Origin of the sequence: Colwellia sp. Bg11-12, assembly GCF_014076955.1 — a bacterium.
Taxonomy (GTDB): domain Bacteria; phylum Pseudomonadota; class Gammaproteobacteria; order Enterobacterales; family Alteromonadaceae; genus Colwellia_A.
In genome coordinates this window covers 21,091-39,826 of the sequence record NZ_JACGUZ010000022.1, presented here as the reverse complement: position 1 = coordinate 39,826, position 18,736 = coordinate 21,091, and the positions used below count along the sequence as shown (strand labels likewise).

Here is an 18,736-nt window from a genome sequence, read left to right as displayed (position 1 = left end):
AATAAAAAAAAACAAAAAAAACAAAAAATCACAACCAAACTTCTCATAAAAAAGGACTACAAAATTCACTTAAATAACAAAGCCAAAAAAGTAGTAAAAAAGTAGTAAAAACGATAAATAAACACACCTAAAGTAATGAAAAAGTCGTGTTTGTTACATTTTAATAGTCAAAACACTATTTTTATGAGTAAAGTAATAAGGTTGCGTATACCCATAGTAAGCAGAAATTTTTAAATAAAGGAATGTAGCCTAGTAATTTTCTTTAGGCTAAAAATAATTTAAACAAAATACTTAATAAAACATGGAGCAAAACATGAAAGCAAAATTATCAGTCTTAACATTGGCGTTAATGCCTATATTCGCGAATGCATCAGTAGAGCTTAGCTCACCTAAAGGCACTACTTATAAGTCAGACTCGGTTATTGTTGTCTATAAAGATAGTGCGACTAAAGTAGACCGCCGTGCTACTCGAAATATCGTTCAAGCGAAAATCTCTGATTTAAATAATGACGAAATCGATGATAAATATCGTCACTTGAAAAACGGTCGTATAGCGAAATTTACCCTTGATAATGTGTCAGTAAAAAGTGCGCTTGAAAAACTTCGTAAAAATCCTGCTGTTTTATATGCCGAGCCTGATTATATCGTTCATGCAAGCGTTACACCTGACGATAGTAGCTTCGCTGACCTTTGGGGCATGAACAATACTGGTCAATCGGGCGGTGTCGCAGATGCAGACATAGATGCACCTGAGGCATGGGATATCTCAACGGGTAGTCATGATGTGATCGTGGGGGTTATTGATACTGGTGTTGATCATTCTCACCCAGATTTAATGGCAAATATTTGGTCTAACCCTGCAGAAATAGCGGGTGACGGTATTGATAATGATGGTAATGGCTTTATTGATGATATTCATGGTATTAATGCAATCACTAATGTTGGCGACCCTATGGATGACGCAGGGCACGGTAGCCATGTTTCAGGTACGATTGGCGCAACTGGCAACAATGGGTTAGGTGTTGTAGGTGTTAACCACAGTGTCTCAATTATTGGTTGTAAGTTCCTTAACGCCTCGGGTAGCGGTAGCCTTTCTGATGCTTTAACGTGTATTGATTACTTCGTTGGCTTGAAAAACAATGGCATAAATGTACGTGCAACAAATAACAGTTGGGGTGGTGGTGGATTTAGCCAAGCACTTTCTGACGCAATAACCTCTTCTGAAGAAGCAAACATTTTATTTGTCGCTGCAGCCGGTAACGATGCATACGACAACGATGCGCAAAGCAGCTACCCTTCTGGCTACCCGCATGACTCAGTATTAGCTGTAGCAAGTACAACGCGTACTGATAGTATGTCTAGTTTTTCACAGTGGGGCTTAACCACTGTAGATTTAGGTGCTCCAGGCTCAGATATTTTATCTACAGTACCTGGTGGTGGCTACGCATCATATTCAGGTACCTCAATGGCGACACCACATGTTACCGGTGCAGCTGCTTTAGCATGGTCAGTAAACCCTGAACTGAGTGCTATTGAAATGAAAGCACTCTTAATGAGCTCTGGTGATGATAACGCTGCACTTGCGGGTAAAACAGTATCAGGAAAACGCTTGAACGTTAATAATGCACTAAACGATGCTGATCCAACACCAGGTTTTACGCTTGCAGCAACACCAGGTTCAAACACTATTGAAGCTGGAGAAACAGCAACTTACAGCTTTAATGTTGGTTCTGTTGCAGATTGGAACGGTGAAGTTATCTTAACTTTAGATGGCTCACTCGCTGGGGCAACATTAACTACAGATACTGCGACACCAGGAGCTACGTTTGAACTTAGTGTACCAACAACAGCGGAAACACAATGGGGTGAATATACTTTTGTTGTAACGGGAACAAGTGATGATTTAGTTAAAGCATCTACTGTTCGCTTAATGGTTAATCCACAAGGGTTGAACGAGTTTACTTACACAAATGATGAGGTTGTTAGTATTCCTGATAACAATGCAGAAGGTATTTCTTCAACCATTAATGTTGCAGATGAACTTACCGTTTTTGCTTCTGATATTTATGTAAATATTACTCATACTTGGATTGGCGACTTAACAGTCATGTTAACGTCTCCTTCTGGGACTTCTGCACCATTGCACAGTGCCTCAGGTGGCGGCGCCGATAACATAGATAGTACCTTTAGCTCATCAGCTTTCAACGGCGAAGTAGCCACTGGTGACTGGATATTGAGTGTTGCTGATAATGCAGCGGCAGATACCGGTACATTAAACAACTGGACACTGACTATTACTGGTATTGGTGAAGCACTTCCTAGCGCGCCACAAGCGAGCTTTACTTATGAAGCAGACGGTCTAACCGCTACGTTTACTGATAGCAGTAGTGATAGAAATGACGATATGGTTAGCTGGGATTGGAACTTTGGTGACGGTGCTATATCGAGCGCACAAAACCCTGTACATACTTTCGCAGCAACGGGTAACTATGAAGTTACACTTACCGTAACGGATAGCGAAGGTTTAAACAGTACAGAAAACATGCTGGTAACGGTTTCATCAGTAAGTATTGAAGCCGCTGTTAAGCGTGCATACAAGTCTCGTTTAGGTCGCTTACGTGTTGATATTACTTGGGAAGGCACTTCAGCAGATATGGTAGATATTTTCCGTAATGGTGTGAAAATTGATACGGTAGAAAATGCGGGTATTTACCGTGACCGTGAACGTCGCGCAACAGGTAGCCAATTTGTTTATCAAATATGTGATGCATCAACAGCTTGTTCAAATGAAGTAACCGTTAACTTCTAAGCTTTATTTAATAGAACATTACTAGGCAATAAAAACGCCAGACAATAGTGGTAACACCGATATATTAGGTATTACATACTGATGTTCTAGCTAGCTAACAATCCCTAACAATTAAAACTGTTAGGGATTTTTTATCTTAGTAAAATATTGATATTCAAATAAATAAGGTAAAAAAACACTGAACATCAAGACGCTCAGTGTTTTATATTTAACAGATACTTTATTGAGTTAACGCTAGAAAAGATTAAACATCATCTTCAATGTTATCTATGCCTTTCGTGCGTTCTATACTCTCAAGCTTGTGATGAATAGCCGCTTTAATCATCATATAGGCACTGATGGGGGCAGTAAGCAATAAAAATAGCGAGATCAGTATTTCTTTTACGCTAAACCCTGTATGAGTGGTACTAAAAAAGATCATCGCAGCAGTTAACAGCGATGCCATGCCGAGTGTTGTAGCTTTAGTGGGTCCATGAAGTCGCATAAAAAAATCTGGCATTTTTACTAAGCCAATCGAGCCAACGAGTACAAAAGAGCCGCCAATTAATAATAATATTGAAATAATCCATTCTGTCATAACTTACCCCTTACTCTATAATATCGCCACGCAGTAAATACTTACATACCGCAACAGTACTAACAAATCCTAACATAGCGATTAACAGCGCTGCTTCAAAATATAATGCAGTGCCCATACTCATACCGTATAAGATGATCAATGCGATTGTATTGATGTACATCGTATCGAGTGCAAGTATTCTATCGGGTATAGAAGGTCCCAATAATAAGCGCCATACATTTAATAATAACGACAAACCTATCATAGCAAAAACAATTGAAATCACAGTTTCTAACATTGAAACATCTCCTTAAGAGGCGCTTCATAACGTTGTTTAATCATTTTTATTAAGGCCTGTTCATCTTTTAGATCTAAAACGTGTATTAGTAAAAACTGTTGTTCAAGCTTTTCACCTTCACTCAAGCTTTCTCTCCAAGGGTACACTTCCGCACTAACAGTGCCTGGCGTTAATGACACGGTACTTGCCAAAATAGTAATGGGCAGACTGTGTGTTAAATCTAACGGTACTTTAACAAACCCAGGCGTTAATTTTTTAGTGGGTCCTAATATTAAAATAGCAACCTGAACATTCGCCGTAATAATGTCATATAAAACCAACGCTAAATGGCGTAACGCTAAACCAGGTTTAATAATGATGGGTTGCTTTGTTCTAAACGGGCTAGTCACCAAAGGAATAACTATCGCTAAAATAGTGGCTAATAAAATATGCCCTGCGGACAGGCTGTTATTTAACACCAACCAGACAGTAAATAGTACCAGACTCATTAAAGGAGCGGGTAGCCATTTAAATCGTGTTTCTAATCGCATTACTGTCCTCCTGAAAGGATAAGTTTAATATTGTTATTAAAATCATGTAACTGGGTAGCTGCATCAATGGCATACTCACTTAATGGACCAGCAAAGACAGTCATTAATGGCGCGCCAGAGATGAGAATAAGCAATGCGACTAACTGCGCTGGATGAACACGTTCTTGCCTTGTATCAGTGGTTATTTTAGCATGATGATGCCAAAACAAAGTGCTACCTGCTTTAGATACAGCAAATAATATAGCTAAACTTGCAAAGAGATATATTGGCCAAAACACCAAGGTATATTCAGCATTTAAGGTTGCTTTAAGCAGCCATACTTTTCCAATGAAACCAGACAGTGGTGGCATGCCTATCACTGCAATTGCTGCAATCAAAAAACAAGCGCCAAGCAACTTCGGCTGAGAAACAGCAGAGCCTGCAGAAATACGGTCGGCAACTTCACCACGTTGGCGGCCAATTAAATCAGCTAAAATAAAGAGTGCTGCTGTAACCAACGTTGAGTGTACTAAGTAATAGATAGCCGCGGAACTTGCTTCAATAGTTTGTACTGCAACTAATGCAACCAAGGTACCCACCGACACTATCACCAAATTAGCGGTTAATTTTCTTAAATCTTTACTGGCTAAAACACCTACCGCGCCCATAGCAATTGTAGCAAGCGCTAACCACCACAACCAACTTTGCGCCATATGAGTTAATTCGCCCGCTTCATCACCAAATATAAGTGTATAAACACGCATCATTGAGTAGACACCCACTTTTGTCATAATGGCAAATAATGCAGCGACAACAGGCATTGCTGTTGCATAAGTATTGGGTAACCATAAATGTAGTGGTAACAAAGCGCCTTTTAAAGCAAATACTACCAGTAATAACATCCCACCTATTTTGGCTAAGTAAACATCATCACCTTGTAAAAGTGTTACTTTCTGAGCCATATCAGCCATATTTAGTGTACCTAACACACCATATAAAACCCCTAAAGCAATCAAAAATATCGCTGAGCCTACAAGATTAAGGATCACGTACTGTAAAGCAGCACGGGTATTTTTTTTATCTCCACCATGCATTAACAACGAATACGAGGCGATAAGTAAGACTTCAAAAAAGACGAATAAATTAAAAGCATCACCGGTTAAGAATGCGCCGTTAACCCCTAAAACTAAAAAATGTACAAGTGGATGAAAAAAACTCCCTTTGTCGTCATCTCCGGCACTCGCATATAACACACAGACAACACCGAGCAATGTCGTTAGACACACTAATAATGTAGAAAGGGGATCAGCAACGAGTACAATACCAAAAGGTGCGCTCCAATCTCCGATAGCATAAACCTGAGTACCTTCAGCTTGGACTTTGAGTAGTAAAGCCAATGAGACGGCAAATGTAAAAACGCTGAGTACGACAGAAGCCACTCTTCGAGTACTTTTATTCGAACCAAAGGGAGGCATCAATAAAATAACCCCCGCAAGTATGGGCAATAAAATCGGTAAAAAGGTCAAATTCTGGGTCATACGTTTACCTTTTTATCTTTTTCTGGCTGGCCATCTACATGGTCACTGCCTAAATCTGCTCGCCCTCTAATAGCTAAAATAACCACGAAGGCAGTCATTGCAAAACCAATAACTATCGCGGTTAACACTAAAGCTTGTGGCAATGGGTCAGTATATTCTGAAGAGGTTCCAAGCACCGCAGCATTATTAATGCTTAGCCGCCCAGATGAAAACAGAAATAAATTAACCGCGTAAGAAAACATCGTTAGCCCTAATACGATAGGGAACGTTCTAGAACGTAAGATTAAAAACACGCCACAAGACACTAAAAGCCCAACGCAGGATGCGTAAAGTAATTCCATTAAGTTTTCACCTCTTCTTTAGGCCCGCTCGCTAATTGACCAAGACTTGCCAAAATCATTAATGTCGCGCCTACAACTGTAATATAAACACCCAGATCAAAGATCAGTGCACTGGCAAGTTCAATTTTACCAATGATGGGAATATCGAAATAGTCAAACCAAGTAGTCATAAACGGCCTACCAAAGAACCAACTACCCACACCAGTAAATGTCGCAATAGCAATTCCTGAGGCAATAATTTTCCGATAATTAATCGTTAAACGAGTAGATATCCAAGCTGAGCCGTGAGCAATATACTGTAAAATAAAGGCAACCGAGGTCACTAAACCTGCAATAAATCCGCCACCGGGAAGATTATGACCACGTAAAAAAATATAAAACGAGATCATTAATGCCAAGGGGAGTAATGACTGAGAAATACTGGCTAATAAAATAGGGTAACGCTCTTTCGCCCATAGTCGCCCTTGACTATCCCTAACAGGAAGAAGTAACGGAAGGTTGATTAAAAGCTTATAAATACCCAGCGCAGCAATACCTAATACGCAAATTTCACCTAACGTGTCAAAGCCACGAAAATCAACCAAAATAACATTAACGACGTTGGTACCACCGCCACCTGTTTTAGCATTGGCTAAGAAAAATTCTGATATTGACTCAAATGGGCGGGTAAGTAATGCATAGCAAATACTCGCAACCACAACCCCTAAAGCCGCTGAGATCCCTAAATCGCGTACCACACGTAAAGAGCTAGACTCTTTGGGTGAATGCTGTGGTAAGAAAAACAAGGCCAGCATCAGTAAAACAATAGTGACGACTTCAACCGTTAATTGCGTTAAGGCTAAATCAGGTGCTGAGAAGCGAGTAAACACAACAGACACCATCAAACCGACAACTGATATCATCAACAACGACACCACTCTTGCACGGTACCAAATCACCGTACTTATTGCGCCAATCATTAATAATGCTGCGCCAATCGCATTATGAAGATCAATTGGCGTCAATTCTTTTTGCCCGCCTAGTTGGTGCATTTCAAATAATGGCCAACCGGCAAAGAGTAATACAAAAACAAACATTAGCATTAGATAACGTTGTAAAGAACCATTTTCTATGTCGTTTATTTTTCGCTGACTCCACTTTGTGATGAGATATATACTGTCATCGAAAGTCTTTTTAGCGTTCAAGCTAGGCATAGATGCCTGAAATTGAAACAGATAACGTCGTTGGGTATACAAAAATAAACCACCGATTACTGCTATAGCACTCATTAATAGTGGTAAATTAAAACCGTGCCATAACGCAACTTTAAATTCAGGAACATATCCACCGAGTACGGCAAAAGACGCTGCTTTTAAAATATCATCAATAATAAAGTTAGGGAATACCCCGACGATTAAACATAAAGCGACCAGTATTTCGATAGGCACTCGCATATAACGCGGTGGCTCACTAGGTTGTTTAGGTAAATCAATAGGGTCACCATTAAAGAAAACATCGTGGATAAAGCGAGCTGAGTAAGCAACAGCTAACGCTCCTGCAACGGTAGCGAGTACAGGTATAAGCCAAGACATAGACCCAAGTAATTGTTGATGCAGTGTTTCAGCAAAAAACATTTCTTTAGACAAGAAACCATTTAACAGCGGTACACCCGCCATCGCGGCAGCAGCAACCATTGCTAACGTCGCCGTATAAGGCATAAATCGCCACATACCGTTAAGTTTCCGCATGTCACGTGTACCCGTTTCATGGTCAATAATACCCGTTGCCATAAATAATGAAGCTTTAAATATGGCATGATTAATTATATGAAAAATAGCAGCAACAGCGGCAAGCTTAGTGTCCAAACCAAATAATAAAGTGATTAACCCTAAATGACTGATCGTTGAATAGGCTAACAGCCCTTTTAAATCATGTTTAAATAACGCAATATAAGCGCCGAGTAACATAGTAGTTAATCCGGTTAAACTCACTAGAATAAACCATATATCGGTACCCGCTAATGCAGGATAAAAACGCGCTAGTAAGAAAATCCCAGCCTTTACCATCGTAGCAGAATGTAGATAAGCACTTACCGGCGTTGGCGCTGCCATGGCATGAGGTAGCCAAAAGTGAAAAGGAAACTGTGCCGATTTTGTGAAAGCCCCCAGTAAGACTAAAATTAAAGTGATTTCATACCAAGCATGCGCTTGAATAATTTCTCTGCTCGCTAAGATCGCATCTAAATTATAACTACCAACGATATTACCCAGTAAAAGCAAACCCGCCAGTAATGCTAAACCACCACCACCGGTTACGATTAAGGCCATAATTGCGCCCTTACGTGCCTCGGGTTTATGCCACCAATAGCTAATTAACAAAAACGAACTAATACTGGTTAGCTCCCAAAAAAACCAGAGCTGAATGATATTATTCGACATGACAATGCCAAGCATCGCTGTCATAAATAACATCAAATAAGCATAAAGCTTGGGCATAGAGTCATTACTACTGAGGTAATAACGGGCATAAAAGATAACTAGTATGCCTATTCCTAGGATCATAAATACAAATAACAGCGCTAAGCCATCTAAACGAAAGGCGATATCTATACCAAGTAGAGGGATCCAGGAGATTGTTTCCCTAATAACGTTGCCAGCAAAAATAGTTGGCGCTAAGCTAATCGTCATTAACAATGCAATGATCGGCATTAACAACGTCAATGCAGTTGATTGATTACGCGTTAACTTACCCGTTCTTGAGGAAATAATACTGCCAAGTAACGATAGCAAGGGTATCCAAAGCAAAGTCATAGAGTAAACCTTTTTATTTTTATAATGAGAAGTAATGACATCGAAACATAGACATAATATGTCGCTAAACTAAATTTAACAACATTATCTCCTTATAAAAGTGTAATTGAAATTAATTTAAAAGCACTTTAGTACAAACTGAATAAAAGTTAAACGATGAATATTCGGAAAAGTATTGTTTATTCGACGATTGTTTGATTAATAAACACAATGCATTGGTTAATAAGACAATAGTCGGTATAGTTAGTAATTTACTATATAAATGGAAGACTTACCATAATGAAAAAATTAGATGATATAGATTTACGCATTTTAACCATTTTATATCGCGATGCTGATATCACTAATAAAGAGTTAGCTTCACAAATAGGTGTTGCCCCCTCTACCTGTTTAGAGCGCGTTAAGCGCATGAAACATAAAAAAATAATTAATGGTGCTTACATTGAAATTGATTTCAAAAGTTTAGGTGGAAATATAGAAGCGATTGCAGCTATCCGCTTACAGCCTTATTCAGAAGATATCGTTAACAACCTTCGTGATGATTTACTTAAGCTACCCGAAATTGTTAGTTTGTATCACATGGGAGGTAGCTACGATTACTTTATTCATATGTCAGTTAAAGACAGCGAACATTTACGACAATTTGTTTTCAAGGCGATCACGTCAAGAGATGAAGTAACAACAGTAGAAACTTCGCTTATTTTTGAGCACAGTCGTAGTGGTGTTCTGCCAAATTTTGATGACGAATAAACATTCTACCGGTTAGCTTTTAGTGACCCTTCATGAAATTTGACTCATTAAAAATGTTAAAATCAAAGCGACTATTTTTCAAAATCTTGTGTTTCAAAATAAAGTGGTTTAATGGTGCCACAATTTAAAAATTTATACAGAAGCTCAGTTTCTTTTGGCACAGCTGACGATGTACGAAAACGTGTTAAACACCCTGCCTCGAGATCAAGGCCAAGTACATGGGCAAAACTTGGGGCCTGTTGGATTTTATGAATATAAATTTTATAATTTTTCTTTAAATCTATTACCGCATACTCTTGCTTGTTGGTTGATTCACTGATGTCATCAAGTTCGCGTACATATAATTTTTTAGCAAACGTTAATGGTATGTTTTCATACACGAGCATTCCATCACGAGCAAAGTGTCCTGCGTATACATCAGCCATAATCACCATTTCTTCACCGCGCATCAATCGTTGTAAGTTAAAAGGCTTGGTTTTTATTGTTGTCAATTGCCCGTCACGAACAGTTTGCAACAACGCTAAATCTTTATTAGCAATTTTATATAATAGTTGCACATTACTTGGGCGGTTATAGGTGGTCATCACCAAAGCATAAATAGAGGAACGTTGGCTAACGAGTACCATGCTGTGTTCTCCCATATATGTTGGGTCTATTGGCGGTAACTCTTTAACGTCTTCACGAGCAAAGCTCGTTGAATTTAATACCATCAATAGTAAAGTCAGTAAAATTTTTTTCATTAAAAATAACTCGGTAAAGTATGCAAAGCTCTGTACCAAAAAAAGTTATTGGTACAACAGAAAATCTGATTATAAACTATCTAAAAAAAAAGGCTAAATGAATTAGCATTTAGCTTTTATCCATCATAATATTTAAAAGCATTTGCTTTACGTTATGCTAATACAACTTTTTCACATGATTACATAGCGTTGTAATCTATACTTTTCTATAAACGTAAAAGCATTACTCTTTATGTCGTGCTTTAACAAGCGTTGAACGGTTACTTTTAACCGATGCACGCCGATGGGTTTTCATCTGTTTCACCTTATGCTTTGTTGATCTATTTTGAGGTTTAGTGTGATGTTTAGTTGTTTGTTTTTTATGCTCCTTTGACATCACCTTAGCTGAAGGCTCTTTTTTTACCGCTGCATTGATGTGATAAAAATTTTTGGGCCCAGACGGCTTAAGTATAGCCTTGCTCGCTCTTGTTTTAGTTAACGGTACTTTACTGTTATTTAACTTAGCGGTCATCAACAATGGTCTGCCCTTTACCTTACGCTGCACGTTTCTTTTGGTTGCACGATAAGATTTATGACCATTTTTTCGTATATTTACTCGCTTATTGTCATATTTTAAACGGGTATGCTTGCTTCTATAAGCAACACCTTTTCTATGCGCTATCTGATGTGTCCATCGTTTTGCATATCCGCCGTTAACGATTAAACGCCGAGGACGCTGTTCATAATAACGATGCTTAGCATGATGAGAATTCACCACAACCACATGACGATTGTGCCAATGAAATGCACTAAAGAAATAATTGAACGAAATATGAATACCTGAATGCCAATAAAAGGGTCTATTGTCGCTAACATACATACTATGATGAGGTTGCCAGTAAACTGGTGGGTAAGATACCGAATGCCAAGTGCCATAAACCCTGCGGGTGTCGTAGTATGGAATATATACAATTTCTTTTTCTATTGGCTCAATAACAATATTGTTTTCTTCATAGCTAACATCCATGTTATCCATTTTTTTAAGGTTACCAGCACGCGCTGCTTTTTGTCTCAACACTTGAATACTTTCTAACAACCTAGACTCATCTTGTAGAAAAGCATCACCGAGTTGCTGAGTCCAGGTTAAATTTTCACTTAGTCGGATCAGAATACGCTCAAAAGGAACTAGCGCCTTAACACTAGCGTCCCAATTAAAGTCTTCTACCGAACGAGCGGCGACTTCACTGCTAAGACCTTCATTTTTTATTAGCCAGCGATGGGCTTCTATAATTTCAATAGGGTAAGTAGCAGCAATTAATATATGGGTAAGTAAACTGTCAGGATAAAGCGCAATAGGCGCTAACATTTGTGCTAATTCAGCATCACTGAATGATTGTTGTTCCTGTTGCTCAAGATAGGGCTGTATAGATAGATTTTCTGCGAGTACATTAAAACTTACTAAAGCGCTGACAGCAAAGCTAAATGAAAATATAAAGTCTTTCATCGTTATGATCCTCATGACTAATTCTAGACAATAAAGATAACAAGACAAAACTGAACGTAACCTGAACAGCTTTTTTAGGTAAGCATTGCCACTTTCAGCATATGCTTAGTTTTTTAACGAAGGGCTAACGAGATGAATGAAAAACAAGTGTGAAAACAGCCCCCGAAAGTATCGCTGAATTGCCAATAGTTAATTGCCCCTGATAACTACTCACTAAATCATTAACAATGGCTAAACCAATGCCGTGGCCCGCTTGATAAGTGTCTGCTCTTCCGCCTCGAGATAAGATAAAGGCTTGCTGTGACGCTTCAATACCAGTGCCATCGTCTGCTATCTCAATGGTTAATTTTTTATCTACGGTTATAACGTTTATCATGATTTTGTGTTTTGCGGCTTTACAGGCGTTATCAAGAATATTACCTAAAATTTCCATTAAATCAGCTTCATCACCTTTAAATATAGCGTTTGGAGCAACGTTAACCCTAAAAGATAAGTTTTTATCGTGATAAATTTTAGCTAACGTAGCGATAAGCTTATTAACAACTTGCTCTATTTCAACCCCTAAATGCCATGACGACTGCCCTGCACTTTGCGCTCTTTTAAGTTGATGTTCGATTATTTTATTAATTAATTGTAATTGTTCAGTCGTGCTCGCTGAAATATTAGCCTGACTTTGAATAACTGCTAGTGGGTTTTTAAGGCTATGCGCTAAATCAGCCAAGGCGTTACGATAACGTTTTCGTTGGTTCTCTTCTGTCGCTAATAGCGTATTTAATTGTTGTGTAACAGGTTGTAACTCAAGCGGATAGTTTGCATCTAACGCTTTCTTTTGCCCTTTTTCTATGTGCTCAAGCTCTTGAGATAATAACGTTAGCGGCTTTAATGTCCAGAGTAGCCACACAATTTGTACAACAATAAAAACCACCATTAGTACCAATAACCATGTCCAAAGCTTTTGCTTAAAATCGTTAAGCGCCATTAATAATGTTTCTTGGTCTTTAATAAGATGAAGTGTTATATCAAAGGCTTGACCATTGTCAGAAAAGCTAGCACTAAAGCTATAAAGTAAATGGCTGTTACCCTCTATGTTTATTTTTGAAATAAGTGTTTGCCCAACAGCTGGTGACGGTAATACTGACGGTAAAGGCAACGTTAGCAAAGAGAGCGACTGCCATAGGGGTTCACTTGGTGTATCACTCACTTTTCTATCTTGAGGTAACGTTGCTATTAATGCATATAAGCCAGATTTACTGATATTAAATTGATTTTCCAACATCAGCTCAGGCATCAATAAATGATTATTTTCAACTTCCGCAACCGTAAAAATTGAATAGCTGTAAGCTTTTAGCTCATTTTTCATCGCTATATTTAACTGCCGTTCAAAGGCATTAGTTAAGGTTAAGCCAATAATAGGTAACATAACGACTGTCATCACTAAAGTACTTAATAAAAGCCGAACTTTTAAAGAGTTCATTCGTTAGGTATATCCATGCGACTTCATAGATCTAATCGCTTTAATTTATAGCCATGTCCACGCAGTGTTTCAATGAAACCGTATTCGTTATCCGGGTCGAGTTTCTTCCTTAATCGCCGAATAAAGACTTCAATAACATTTGAGTCAAGGTCAAAGTTTTGGTCGTAAATATGCTCAGTGAGTGTTGCCTTTGAAGTAACTTCATCAAGGTGATGCATCATATACTCAAGTAATTTATATTCTGAGCTACTTAGTTTTACCGGCTTATTACTAACTTCCACGAGCAAACTTTTGGTGTTCAAGGTTAACGGACCATTTTTTATCAGTGGGCTCGCTTGTCCAGCTGAACGCCTGATCAGCGCATTTAACCGTGCAAGTAATTCTTCAGCTTGAAAAGGTTTCGTTAAATAATCATCTGCGCCTGCATCTAAACCGGCCACCTTGTCTTGCCAGCTATCGCGTGCAGTTAACACCAATATCGGAAAGTCGATATTCTTCTCGCGTAGCATTCTAATAACACTAATACCGTCAAGTAACGGTAGGCCCACATCAATAATAGCGGCATCGTATGGATATTCTTGTCCTTGAAATAAACCCGTTTCACCATCACTCGCTAAATCAACTAAATAATTAGCAGCAATTAAATGACGGTGCAAGTTTGTCTGTAGGTCAATATCATCTTCAATAAAGAGTAAACGCATGATGACTAGCCTCCATTAATTTTGCCTGTTTTAGCATCAACGTAAACAGAAATGATATGACCGTTCGCTTTGATTAACTTAACGCGATAGCCTGCTTTTTTATTCTCAACCTTAAGCACTTTTCCACCAAAACGACTTTTAGCAAGCTTAGCCGCTTGTTTACTGCTTTTTACGATTAACGCGGCCTTATTTTGCTTACTAGCTTTAATGGTACTTGTTGATGACACAAATTTTCCTTGTGCCATCGCGTTAATAGAGAGCGCAAAAACAAAAAGAAAAAACAGGGGTAAAGCAAATTTCATTGTTATTCCAAATACAAAGTTAAAAGTGTGCCTAGCTATATATACCCGTAGCTTATTTAAAATTATAAACCTTAGCAACTGAATATCAGCTGAACAATTATTAAAAGCGTTTATATCAACTATATAACACGGTCGTTATTCGATTTAACCATGATAAATCAATAGTTATATAAACCGCCTGGCAAGGAAGTGTTCAGCTTGCATTCAGCTTTACTGCGTTTTAATAGCAACACTTAATAAAGCCAGTAGGATATATTATGTTGTTAGTTAATAATGCAACTCAAACAGAACGTACAACTTCACTTAAAAAGTTACTGTTATTGGTAGCTTTTAGCATACTTCCTTTAACTGATGTCACCGCCAACGAATTGAATGTTGGTCCGTATACAGTTTCACAAGGCGCACTAAAAAATAGCATCAGTGAGCAACAACGTAAAAAGATGATTGAAACAACTAAGCTTATTGAGTTACCTGACCAACTCAGCGGGAAAGCAACGGCTAAATCTAGGGTTGATATACTTAAGAGCCCAATAAAAACCATTGAAAAATCAAATATTGGTCATATCGCTAAAGCAATCGGTCATGACTATTACGCTGACTTTTCTATTTATAGCGCGATGAGTTTTTTACATGATGATTACGACGAAGATGGTTACTATCAAACTTTTAGTATAACGTTTGATGCAGATATATATAGCTATACCGATGTTCAATGGGGTGAAGTTTATGCTTTACTTTATCTCAGTAAAAATGGCGGACCTTGGGCACACTACTTCACCACAGACAACTTTATTATTGAAGGGAATTCTAATGTAGACGAATATGAAGTGATATCTACTTTTATGTCTGGTTATGCCAGTGATCACTACGATGTGTTAATCGATTTATACCAAGTAGGCTATAGCGACATTGTTGCCAGCTATAGTGCCGATGACACTAATGCGTTATATGCACTACCGATAGAAAGTGCCGAATACGACGAACCTTACATTGAAGTTATAGAGGTTGTTGAGGTAAGAGGTGGCAGTATGTATTGGTTAATATGGGGGTTATTCAGCATTGTAGTGTTACGTAATAAAAGCAAAATTATTTAAGTTGTTAAAAACAAAAAAGCCACAAAATATTTTGTGGCTTTTTTTAATGTCTACATTTCAACAAGCTTTAGCTCATCGAATGGGAGTACTTTAGCTTTTCAAGTCATCAAAAAACTTTTTAACACCATCAAAGAAACCTGTTTCTTTTGGGCTATGTTTTATGGTGCTTTTACCCATTTTATCATCTAACTGGCGCAGTAAATCAGCTTGGTCACCAGACAAGTTAACCGGTGTTTCAAGCACAACTTTACACATTAAGTCGCCAATTGAATGGCTACGTACTGACTTAACACCCTTACCACGTAAACGGAACATTTTACCCGTTTGTGTTTCTTTAGGTATTTTAAGTTTTACTTTACCTTCAAGTGTCGGTACTTCTATTTCGCCACCTAATGCTGCTGTGGTAAAGCTAATAGGGACTTCACAATAAAGATTGTTTTCATCACGAACAAATATTTTATGGTCACGAACGTTGGCTTGTACATATAAATCACCTGCTGGTGCACCATGCTCGCCAGCTTCACCTTCGCCAGACAAACGAATTCTGTCGCCTGTATCCACACCTGGTGGAATTTTCACTGAAAGTGTTTTAGTTTTTTCAACACGGCCTTGACCGCGACATGAAGTACAAGGGCTAGCAATAACTTTACCTTTACCACTACAAGTAGGACAAGTCTGCTGTACAGCAAATAAACCTTGACGCATTTGTACTTGGCCATGGCCATGACACGTTGTACAAGATTTTGCACTGGTACCTTTTTTAGCGCCAGAGCCATCACAAGGCTCACAACTGACAAAAGTTGGTACTTTAATTTCTAAGGTTTTACCCCGAACGGCATCTTCAAGACTTAGCTCTAAATTGTAGCGAAGATCTGAACCGCGTTGTTGACGCTGCTGACGACCGCCGCCGCGGCCACCACCAAAAATATCACCAAATATATCACCAAAATCTTGACCAAAGCCTCCGCCGCCATGTCCACCACCACCATGACCACCTTGTTCAAATGCGGCATGACCATACTGGTCAAAAGCAGCACGCTTTTGGTCGTCATTTAGAATTTCATAAGCTTCTTTAACTTCTTTAAATTGCTCTTCTTTGTCTTTATCACCGGCATTACGGTCAGGATGAAGCTTCATCGCTAAACGTTTGTAGGCTTTTTTGATATCACGCTCAGAAGCATCTTTTGACACTTCTAGCACTTCATAGTAATCGCGTTTTGACATAGTGACTTCTTTTAACTGGTATTTAAATTTTTAGATATTAATTGAGTAAAATGACATTATAAATAGTTAGCTATTTTCAATGGCATTTTATAACGATTTTTAACGTAAGAAGCGCTGGTGTTTAAACCAGCGCTTTTATTTTTTCGTTAACTAAAGACTATTTGTCTTCTTTAACTTCTTCAAACTCAGCGTCAACAACATCGTCATCAGCTGGCGCAGCGCCGTCTGATTCAGGAGCGCCTTCTTGAGCACCCGCTTGAGATTTCGCTTGAGCGATTTCCATTAACTTAGCTGATGCTTCAACAACGGCTTGAGATTTAGCTTCAATCGCTTCTTTATCTTCGCCTTTAATTGCAGCTTCAAGTTCTGTTAATGCAGCTTCAATTTTTTCTTTGTCTTCGCTTGGTAAGTCTTCGCCCGCTTCTACAATTTGCTTGCGAGTAGAGTGAACAAGACCATCAGCTTGGTTACGTGCTGTTACTAATTCTTCAAACTTAGCATCTTCATCAGCGTTAGCTTCTGCGTCACGTACCATTTGCTCTACTTCTTCATCAGATAAACCAGAAGAAGCTTTAATGGTAATTTTTTGTTCTTTACCTGTGTTCTTATCTTTAGCAGTAACATGCAAGATACCATCAGCATCAATATCGAAAGTTACTTCGATTTGTGGCGTACCACGTGGTGCTGCGTCGATACCTTCAAGATTAAATTGACCTAAAGATTTGTTGGCAGATGCTTGCTTACGCTCACCTTGAACAACATGAACCGTTACCGCAGCTTGGTTATCATCAGCTGTTGAGAATGTTTGTGATTGTTTCGTTGGGATAGTGGTGTTTTTATCGATAACTTTCGTCATCACGCCGCCCATTGTTTCAATACCTAGTGATAATGGCGTAACGTCTAATAAAAGAACGTCAGTTACATCACCAGAAAGAACACCCGCTTGTATAGCTGCACCCGCTGCAACAGCTTCATCTGGGTTAACATCTTTACGAGGTTCTTTACCAAAGAATTCTGTTACTGCTTTTTGTACCATTGGCATACGTGACTGACCACCAACCAAAATAACATCATTGATGTCACTTACTGATAAGTCTGCATCTTTAAGTGCTTGTGCAAGCGGTATTAACGTTGCTTTAACCATGTCTTCAACTAAAGACTCTAATTTAGCACGCGTTACTTTGATATTCATGTGCTTAGGACCACTGCCATCAGCAGTGATGTAAGGTAAGTTAACATCAGTTTGCTGTGCTGAAGAAAGCTCACATTTTGCTTTTTCTGCTGCTTCTTTCAAACGTTGCATTGCAAGTGGATCAGTTGTTAAATCCATGCCTTGGTCTTTCTTGAATTCAGCGACAAGATAGTTGATTAAACGGTTATCAAAATCTTCACCACCTAAGTGGGTATCGCCGTTAGTCGCTAATACTTCAAACGTGTGCTCGCCTTCAACTTCATCAATTTCAATAATTGAAATATCGAAAGTACCACCACCTAAATCGTAAACCGCAATAACTTTATCGCCTTCTTGCTTGTCCATGCCGTAAGCAAGGGCAGCAGCAGTTGGCTCATTGATAATACGTTTAACTTCAAGACCCGCAATACGACCAGCATCTTTAGTAGCTTGACGTTGTGAATCGTTAAAGTAAGCAGGAACCGTGATTACAGCTTCTGTAACTGCTTCACCTAAAAAGTCTTCTGCTGTTTTTTTCATTTTCTTTAAAACTTCAGCTGAAACTTGTGGTGGCGCAACGTTCTTATCACGCGTAGTAACCCAAGCATCACCATTGTCAGCTTTAACAATACCAAATGGCATGATTTTAATATCACGCTGAACTTCTTCGTCTTCAAAGCGACGACCAATTAAACGCTTAATAGCATATAATGTATTTTTTGGGTTTGTTACAGATTGACGTTTAGCAGGTTGACCAACTAATGTTTCGCCTTCTTCTGTATATGCAATAATTGAAGGTGTTGTACGATCGCCTTCTGCATTTTCAATTACACGTGCTTTTCCGCCATCTAGTACAGCAACACAAGAGTTTGTTGTCCCTAGGTCAATACCGATTATTTTGCCCATCTTGAGGATCTCCGAATACTAATTAAAATAAAGCTTATTAAAGTAAGA

At 38.7% G+C, this 18,736-nt stretch carries 16 protein-coding genes; 3 read left to right on the top strand and 13 right to left on the bottom strand.

Annotated features, from left to right (window positions below; genetic code table 11):
* The first annotated feature begins 313 nt into the window (after positions 1–313).
* Positions 314–2,809 (top strand): S8 family serine peptidase, encoded by a 2,496-nt coding sequence (locus H4J39_RS00325; RefSeq protein ID WP_182225471.1) that lies wholly within the window; start codon positions 314–316, stop codon positions 2,807–2,809.
* 244 nt (positions 2,810–3,053) lie between these two features.
* Here the strand turns inward: H4J39_RS00325 and H4J39_RS00320 are convergent, their stop codons facing one another.
* Genes H4J39_RS00320 through H4J39_RS00295 form a run of 6 tightly spaced genes read right to left on the bottom strand, consistent with a single transcriptional unit; the run spans position 3,054 to position 8,843 of the window.
* Positions 3,054–3,386, bottom strand: coding sequence for a Na+/H+ antiporter subunit G (locus H4J39_RS00320; protein ID WP_182225470.1), 333 nt, complete (start codon positions 3,384–3,386; stop codon positions 3,054–3,056).
* Between the two features lie 10 nt (positions 3,387–3,396).
* Positions 3,397–3,666 (bottom strand): K+/H+ antiporter subunit F, encoded by a 270-nt coding sequence (locus H4J39_RS00315; protein WP_182178098.1) that lies wholly within the window; start codon positions 3,664–3,666, stop codon positions 3,397–3,399.
* Entirely contained in the window at positions 3,660–4,196 is a 537-nt protein-coding gene (locus H4J39_RS00310) for a Na+/H+ antiporter subunit E (protein WP_182225469.1), read from the bottom strand. The genes H4J39_RS00315 and H4J39_RS00310 overlap by 7 nt, the downstream gene beginning before the upstream one ends.
* Positions 4,196–5,713, bottom strand: a complete 1,518-nt coding sequence (locus H4J39_RS00305; protein WP_182225468.1) for a monovalent cation/H+ antiporter subunit D — start codon at positions 5,711–5,713, stop codon at positions 4,196–4,198. The genes H4J39_RS00310 and H4J39_RS00305 overlap by 1 nt, the downstream gene beginning before the upstream one ends.
* Positions 5,710–6,054 carry a Na+/H+ antiporter subunit C gene (locus H4J39_RS00300; protein ID WP_070374297.1) on the bottom strand — a complete coding sequence of 115 codons (345 nt, stop codon included), beginning with the start codon at positions 6,052–6,054 and terminating at the stop codon, positions 5,710–5,712. Before H4J39_RS00300 ends, H4J39_RS00305 begins: the two co-directional genes overlap by 4 nt.
* Positions 6,054–8,843 (bottom strand): monovalent cation/H+ antiporter subunit A, encoded by a 2,790-nt coding sequence (locus H4J39_RS00295; RefSeq protein ID WP_182225467.1) that lies wholly within the window; start codon positions 8,841–8,843, stop codon positions 6,054–6,056. Before H4J39_RS00295 ends, H4J39_RS00300 begins: the two co-directional genes overlap by 1 nt.
* 279 nt (positions 8,844–9,122) lie before the next feature.
* On the opposite strand from H4J39_RS00295, the gene H4J39_RS00290 reads away from it, so the two are divergent.
* A complete protein-coding gene (locus H4J39_RS00290) occupies positions 9,123–9,593 on the top strand; it encodes an Lrp/AsnC family transcriptional regulator (protein ID WP_182178107.1) in 471 nt (156 codons plus the stop codon).
* A 71-nt stretch (positions 9,594–9,664) separates the two neighbouring features.
* On the opposite strand, the gene H4J39_RS00285 is transcribed toward H4J39_RS00290, so the two are convergent.
* The 5 genes from H4J39_RS00285 to H4J39_RS00265 all read right to left on the bottom strand — a co-directional run bounded on the left by H4J39_RS00285 (position 9,665) and on the right by H4J39_RS00265 (position 14,293).
* Positions 9,665–10,333 carry a hypothetical protein gene (locus tag H4J39_RS00285; protein WP_182225466.1) on the bottom strand — a complete coding sequence of 223 codons (669 nt, stop codon included), beginning with the start codon at positions 10,331–10,333 and terminating at the stop codon, positions 9,665–9,667.
* Positions 10,334–10,556: 223 nt separating this feature from the next.
* Positions 10,557–11,816, bottom strand: coding sequence for a DUF3300 domain-containing protein (locus H4J39_RS00280; RefSeq protein ID WP_182225465.1), 1,260 nt, complete (start codon positions 11,814–11,816; stop codon positions 10,557–10,559).
* 124 nt (positions 11,817–11,940) lie between these two features.
* A complete protein-coding gene (locus H4J39_RS00275; RefSeq protein WP_182225464.1) occupies positions 11,941–13,290 on the bottom strand; it encodes an ATP-binding protein in 1,350 nt (449 codons plus the stop codon).
* Positions 13,291–13,313: 23 nt separating this feature from the next.
* A complete protein-coding gene (locus tag H4J39_RS00270) occupies positions 13,314–13,991 on the bottom strand; it encodes a response regulator transcription factor (RefSeq protein WP_182225463.1) in 678 nt (225 codons plus the stop codon).
* 5 nt (positions 13,992–13,996) lie between these two features.
* The gene (locus H4J39_RS00265) at positions 13,997–14,293 is read right to left on the bottom strand and encodes a PepSY domain-containing protein (protein WP_182225462.1); all 297 of its coding nucleotides are present in this window, start codon (positions 14,291–14,293) and stop codon (positions 13,997–13,999) included.
* 257 nt (positions 14,294–14,550) lie between these two features.
* Between H4J39_RS00265 and H4J39_RS00260 the strand changes: the two genes are divergently transcribed.
* Entirely contained in the window at positions 14,551–15,387 is an 837-nt protein-coding gene (locus H4J39_RS00260) for a choice-of-anchor H family protein (RefSeq protein WP_182225461.1), read from the top strand.
* A 90-nt stretch (positions 15,388–15,477) separates the two neighbouring features.
* Here H4J39_RS00260 and dnaJ read toward each other — a convergent pair whose 3' ends face one another.
* On the bottom strand, positions 15,478–16,611 hold the full coding sequence (gene dnaJ / locus H4J39_RS00255) for a molecular chaperone DnaJ (RefSeq protein ID WP_182225460.1): 1,134 nt from the start codon (positions 16,609–16,611) through the stop codon (positions 15,478–15,480).
* A 157-nt stretch (positions 16,612–16,768) separates the two neighbouring features.
* Positions 16,769–18,688, bottom strand: coding sequence for a molecular chaperone DnaK (dnaK, locus tag H4J39_RS00250; RefSeq protein ID WP_182178128.1), 1,920 nt, complete (start codon positions 18,686–18,688; stop codon positions 16,769–16,771).
* Positions 18,689–18,736: the final 48 nt, after the last annotated feature.

Coding starts and splice junctions, on each gene's coding strand:
- H4J39_RS00260 (WP_182225461.1), top strand. CDS start 14,551: ATGTTGTTAGTTAATAATGCAACTCAAACAGAACGTACAACTTCACTT.
- H4J39_RS00275 (WP_182225464.1), bottom strand. CDS start 13,290: ATGAACTCTTTAAAAGTTCGGCTTTTATTAAGTACTTTAGTGATGACA.
- H4J39_RS00280 (WP_182225465.1), bottom strand. CDS start 11,816: ATGAAAGACTTTATATTTTCATTTAGCTTTGCTGTCAGCGCTTTAGTA.
- H4J39_RS00295 (WP_182225467.1), bottom strand. CDS start 8,843: ATGACTTTGCTTTGGATACCCTTGCTATCGTTACTTGGCAGTATTATT.
- H4J39_RS00305 (WP_182225468.1), bottom strand. CDS start 5,713: ATGACCCAGAATTTGACCTTTTTACCGATTTTATTGCCCATACTTGCG.
- H4J39_RS00270 (WP_182225463.1), bottom strand. CDS start 13,991: ATGCGTTTACTCTTTATTGAAGATGATATTGACCTACAGACAAACTTG.
- H4J39_RS00325 (WP_182225471.1), top strand. CDS start 314: ATGAAAGCAAAATTATCAGTCTTAACATTGGCGTTAATGCCTATATTC.
- dnaJ (WP_182225460.1), bottom strand. CDS start 16,611: ATGTCAAAACGCGATTACTATGAAGTGCTAGAAGTGTCAAAAGATGCT.
- H4J39_RS00285 (WP_182225466.1), bottom strand. CDS start 10,333: ATGAAAAAAATTTTACTGACTTTACTATTGATGGTATTAAATTCAACG.
- H4J39_RS00310 (WP_182225469.1), bottom strand. CDS start 4,196: ATGCGATTAGAAACACGATTTAAATGGCTACCCGCTCCTTTAATGAGT.
- H4J39_RS00320 (WP_182225470.1), bottom strand. CDS start 3,386: ATGACAGAATGGATTATTTCAATATTATTATTAATTGGCGGCTCTTTT.
- H4J39_RS00300 (WP_070374297.1), bottom strand. CDS start 6,054: ATGGAATTACTTTACGCATCCTGCGTTGGGCTTTTAGTGTCTTGTGGC.
- H4J39_RS00315 (WP_182178098.1), bottom strand. CDS start 3,666: ATGTTAGAAACTGTGATTTCAATTGTTTTTGCTATGATAGGTTTGTCG.
- H4J39_RS00265 (WP_182225462.1), bottom strand. CDS start 14,293: ATGAAATTTGCTTTACCCCTGTTTTTTCTTTTTGTTTTTGCGCTCTCT.
- H4J39_RS00290 (WP_182178107.1), top strand. CDS start 9,123: ATGAAAAAATTAGATGATATAGATTTACGCATTTTAACCATTTTATAT.
- dnaK (WP_182178128.1), bottom strand. CDS start 18,688: ATGGGCAAAATAATCGGTATTGACCTAGGGACAACAAACTCTTGTGTT.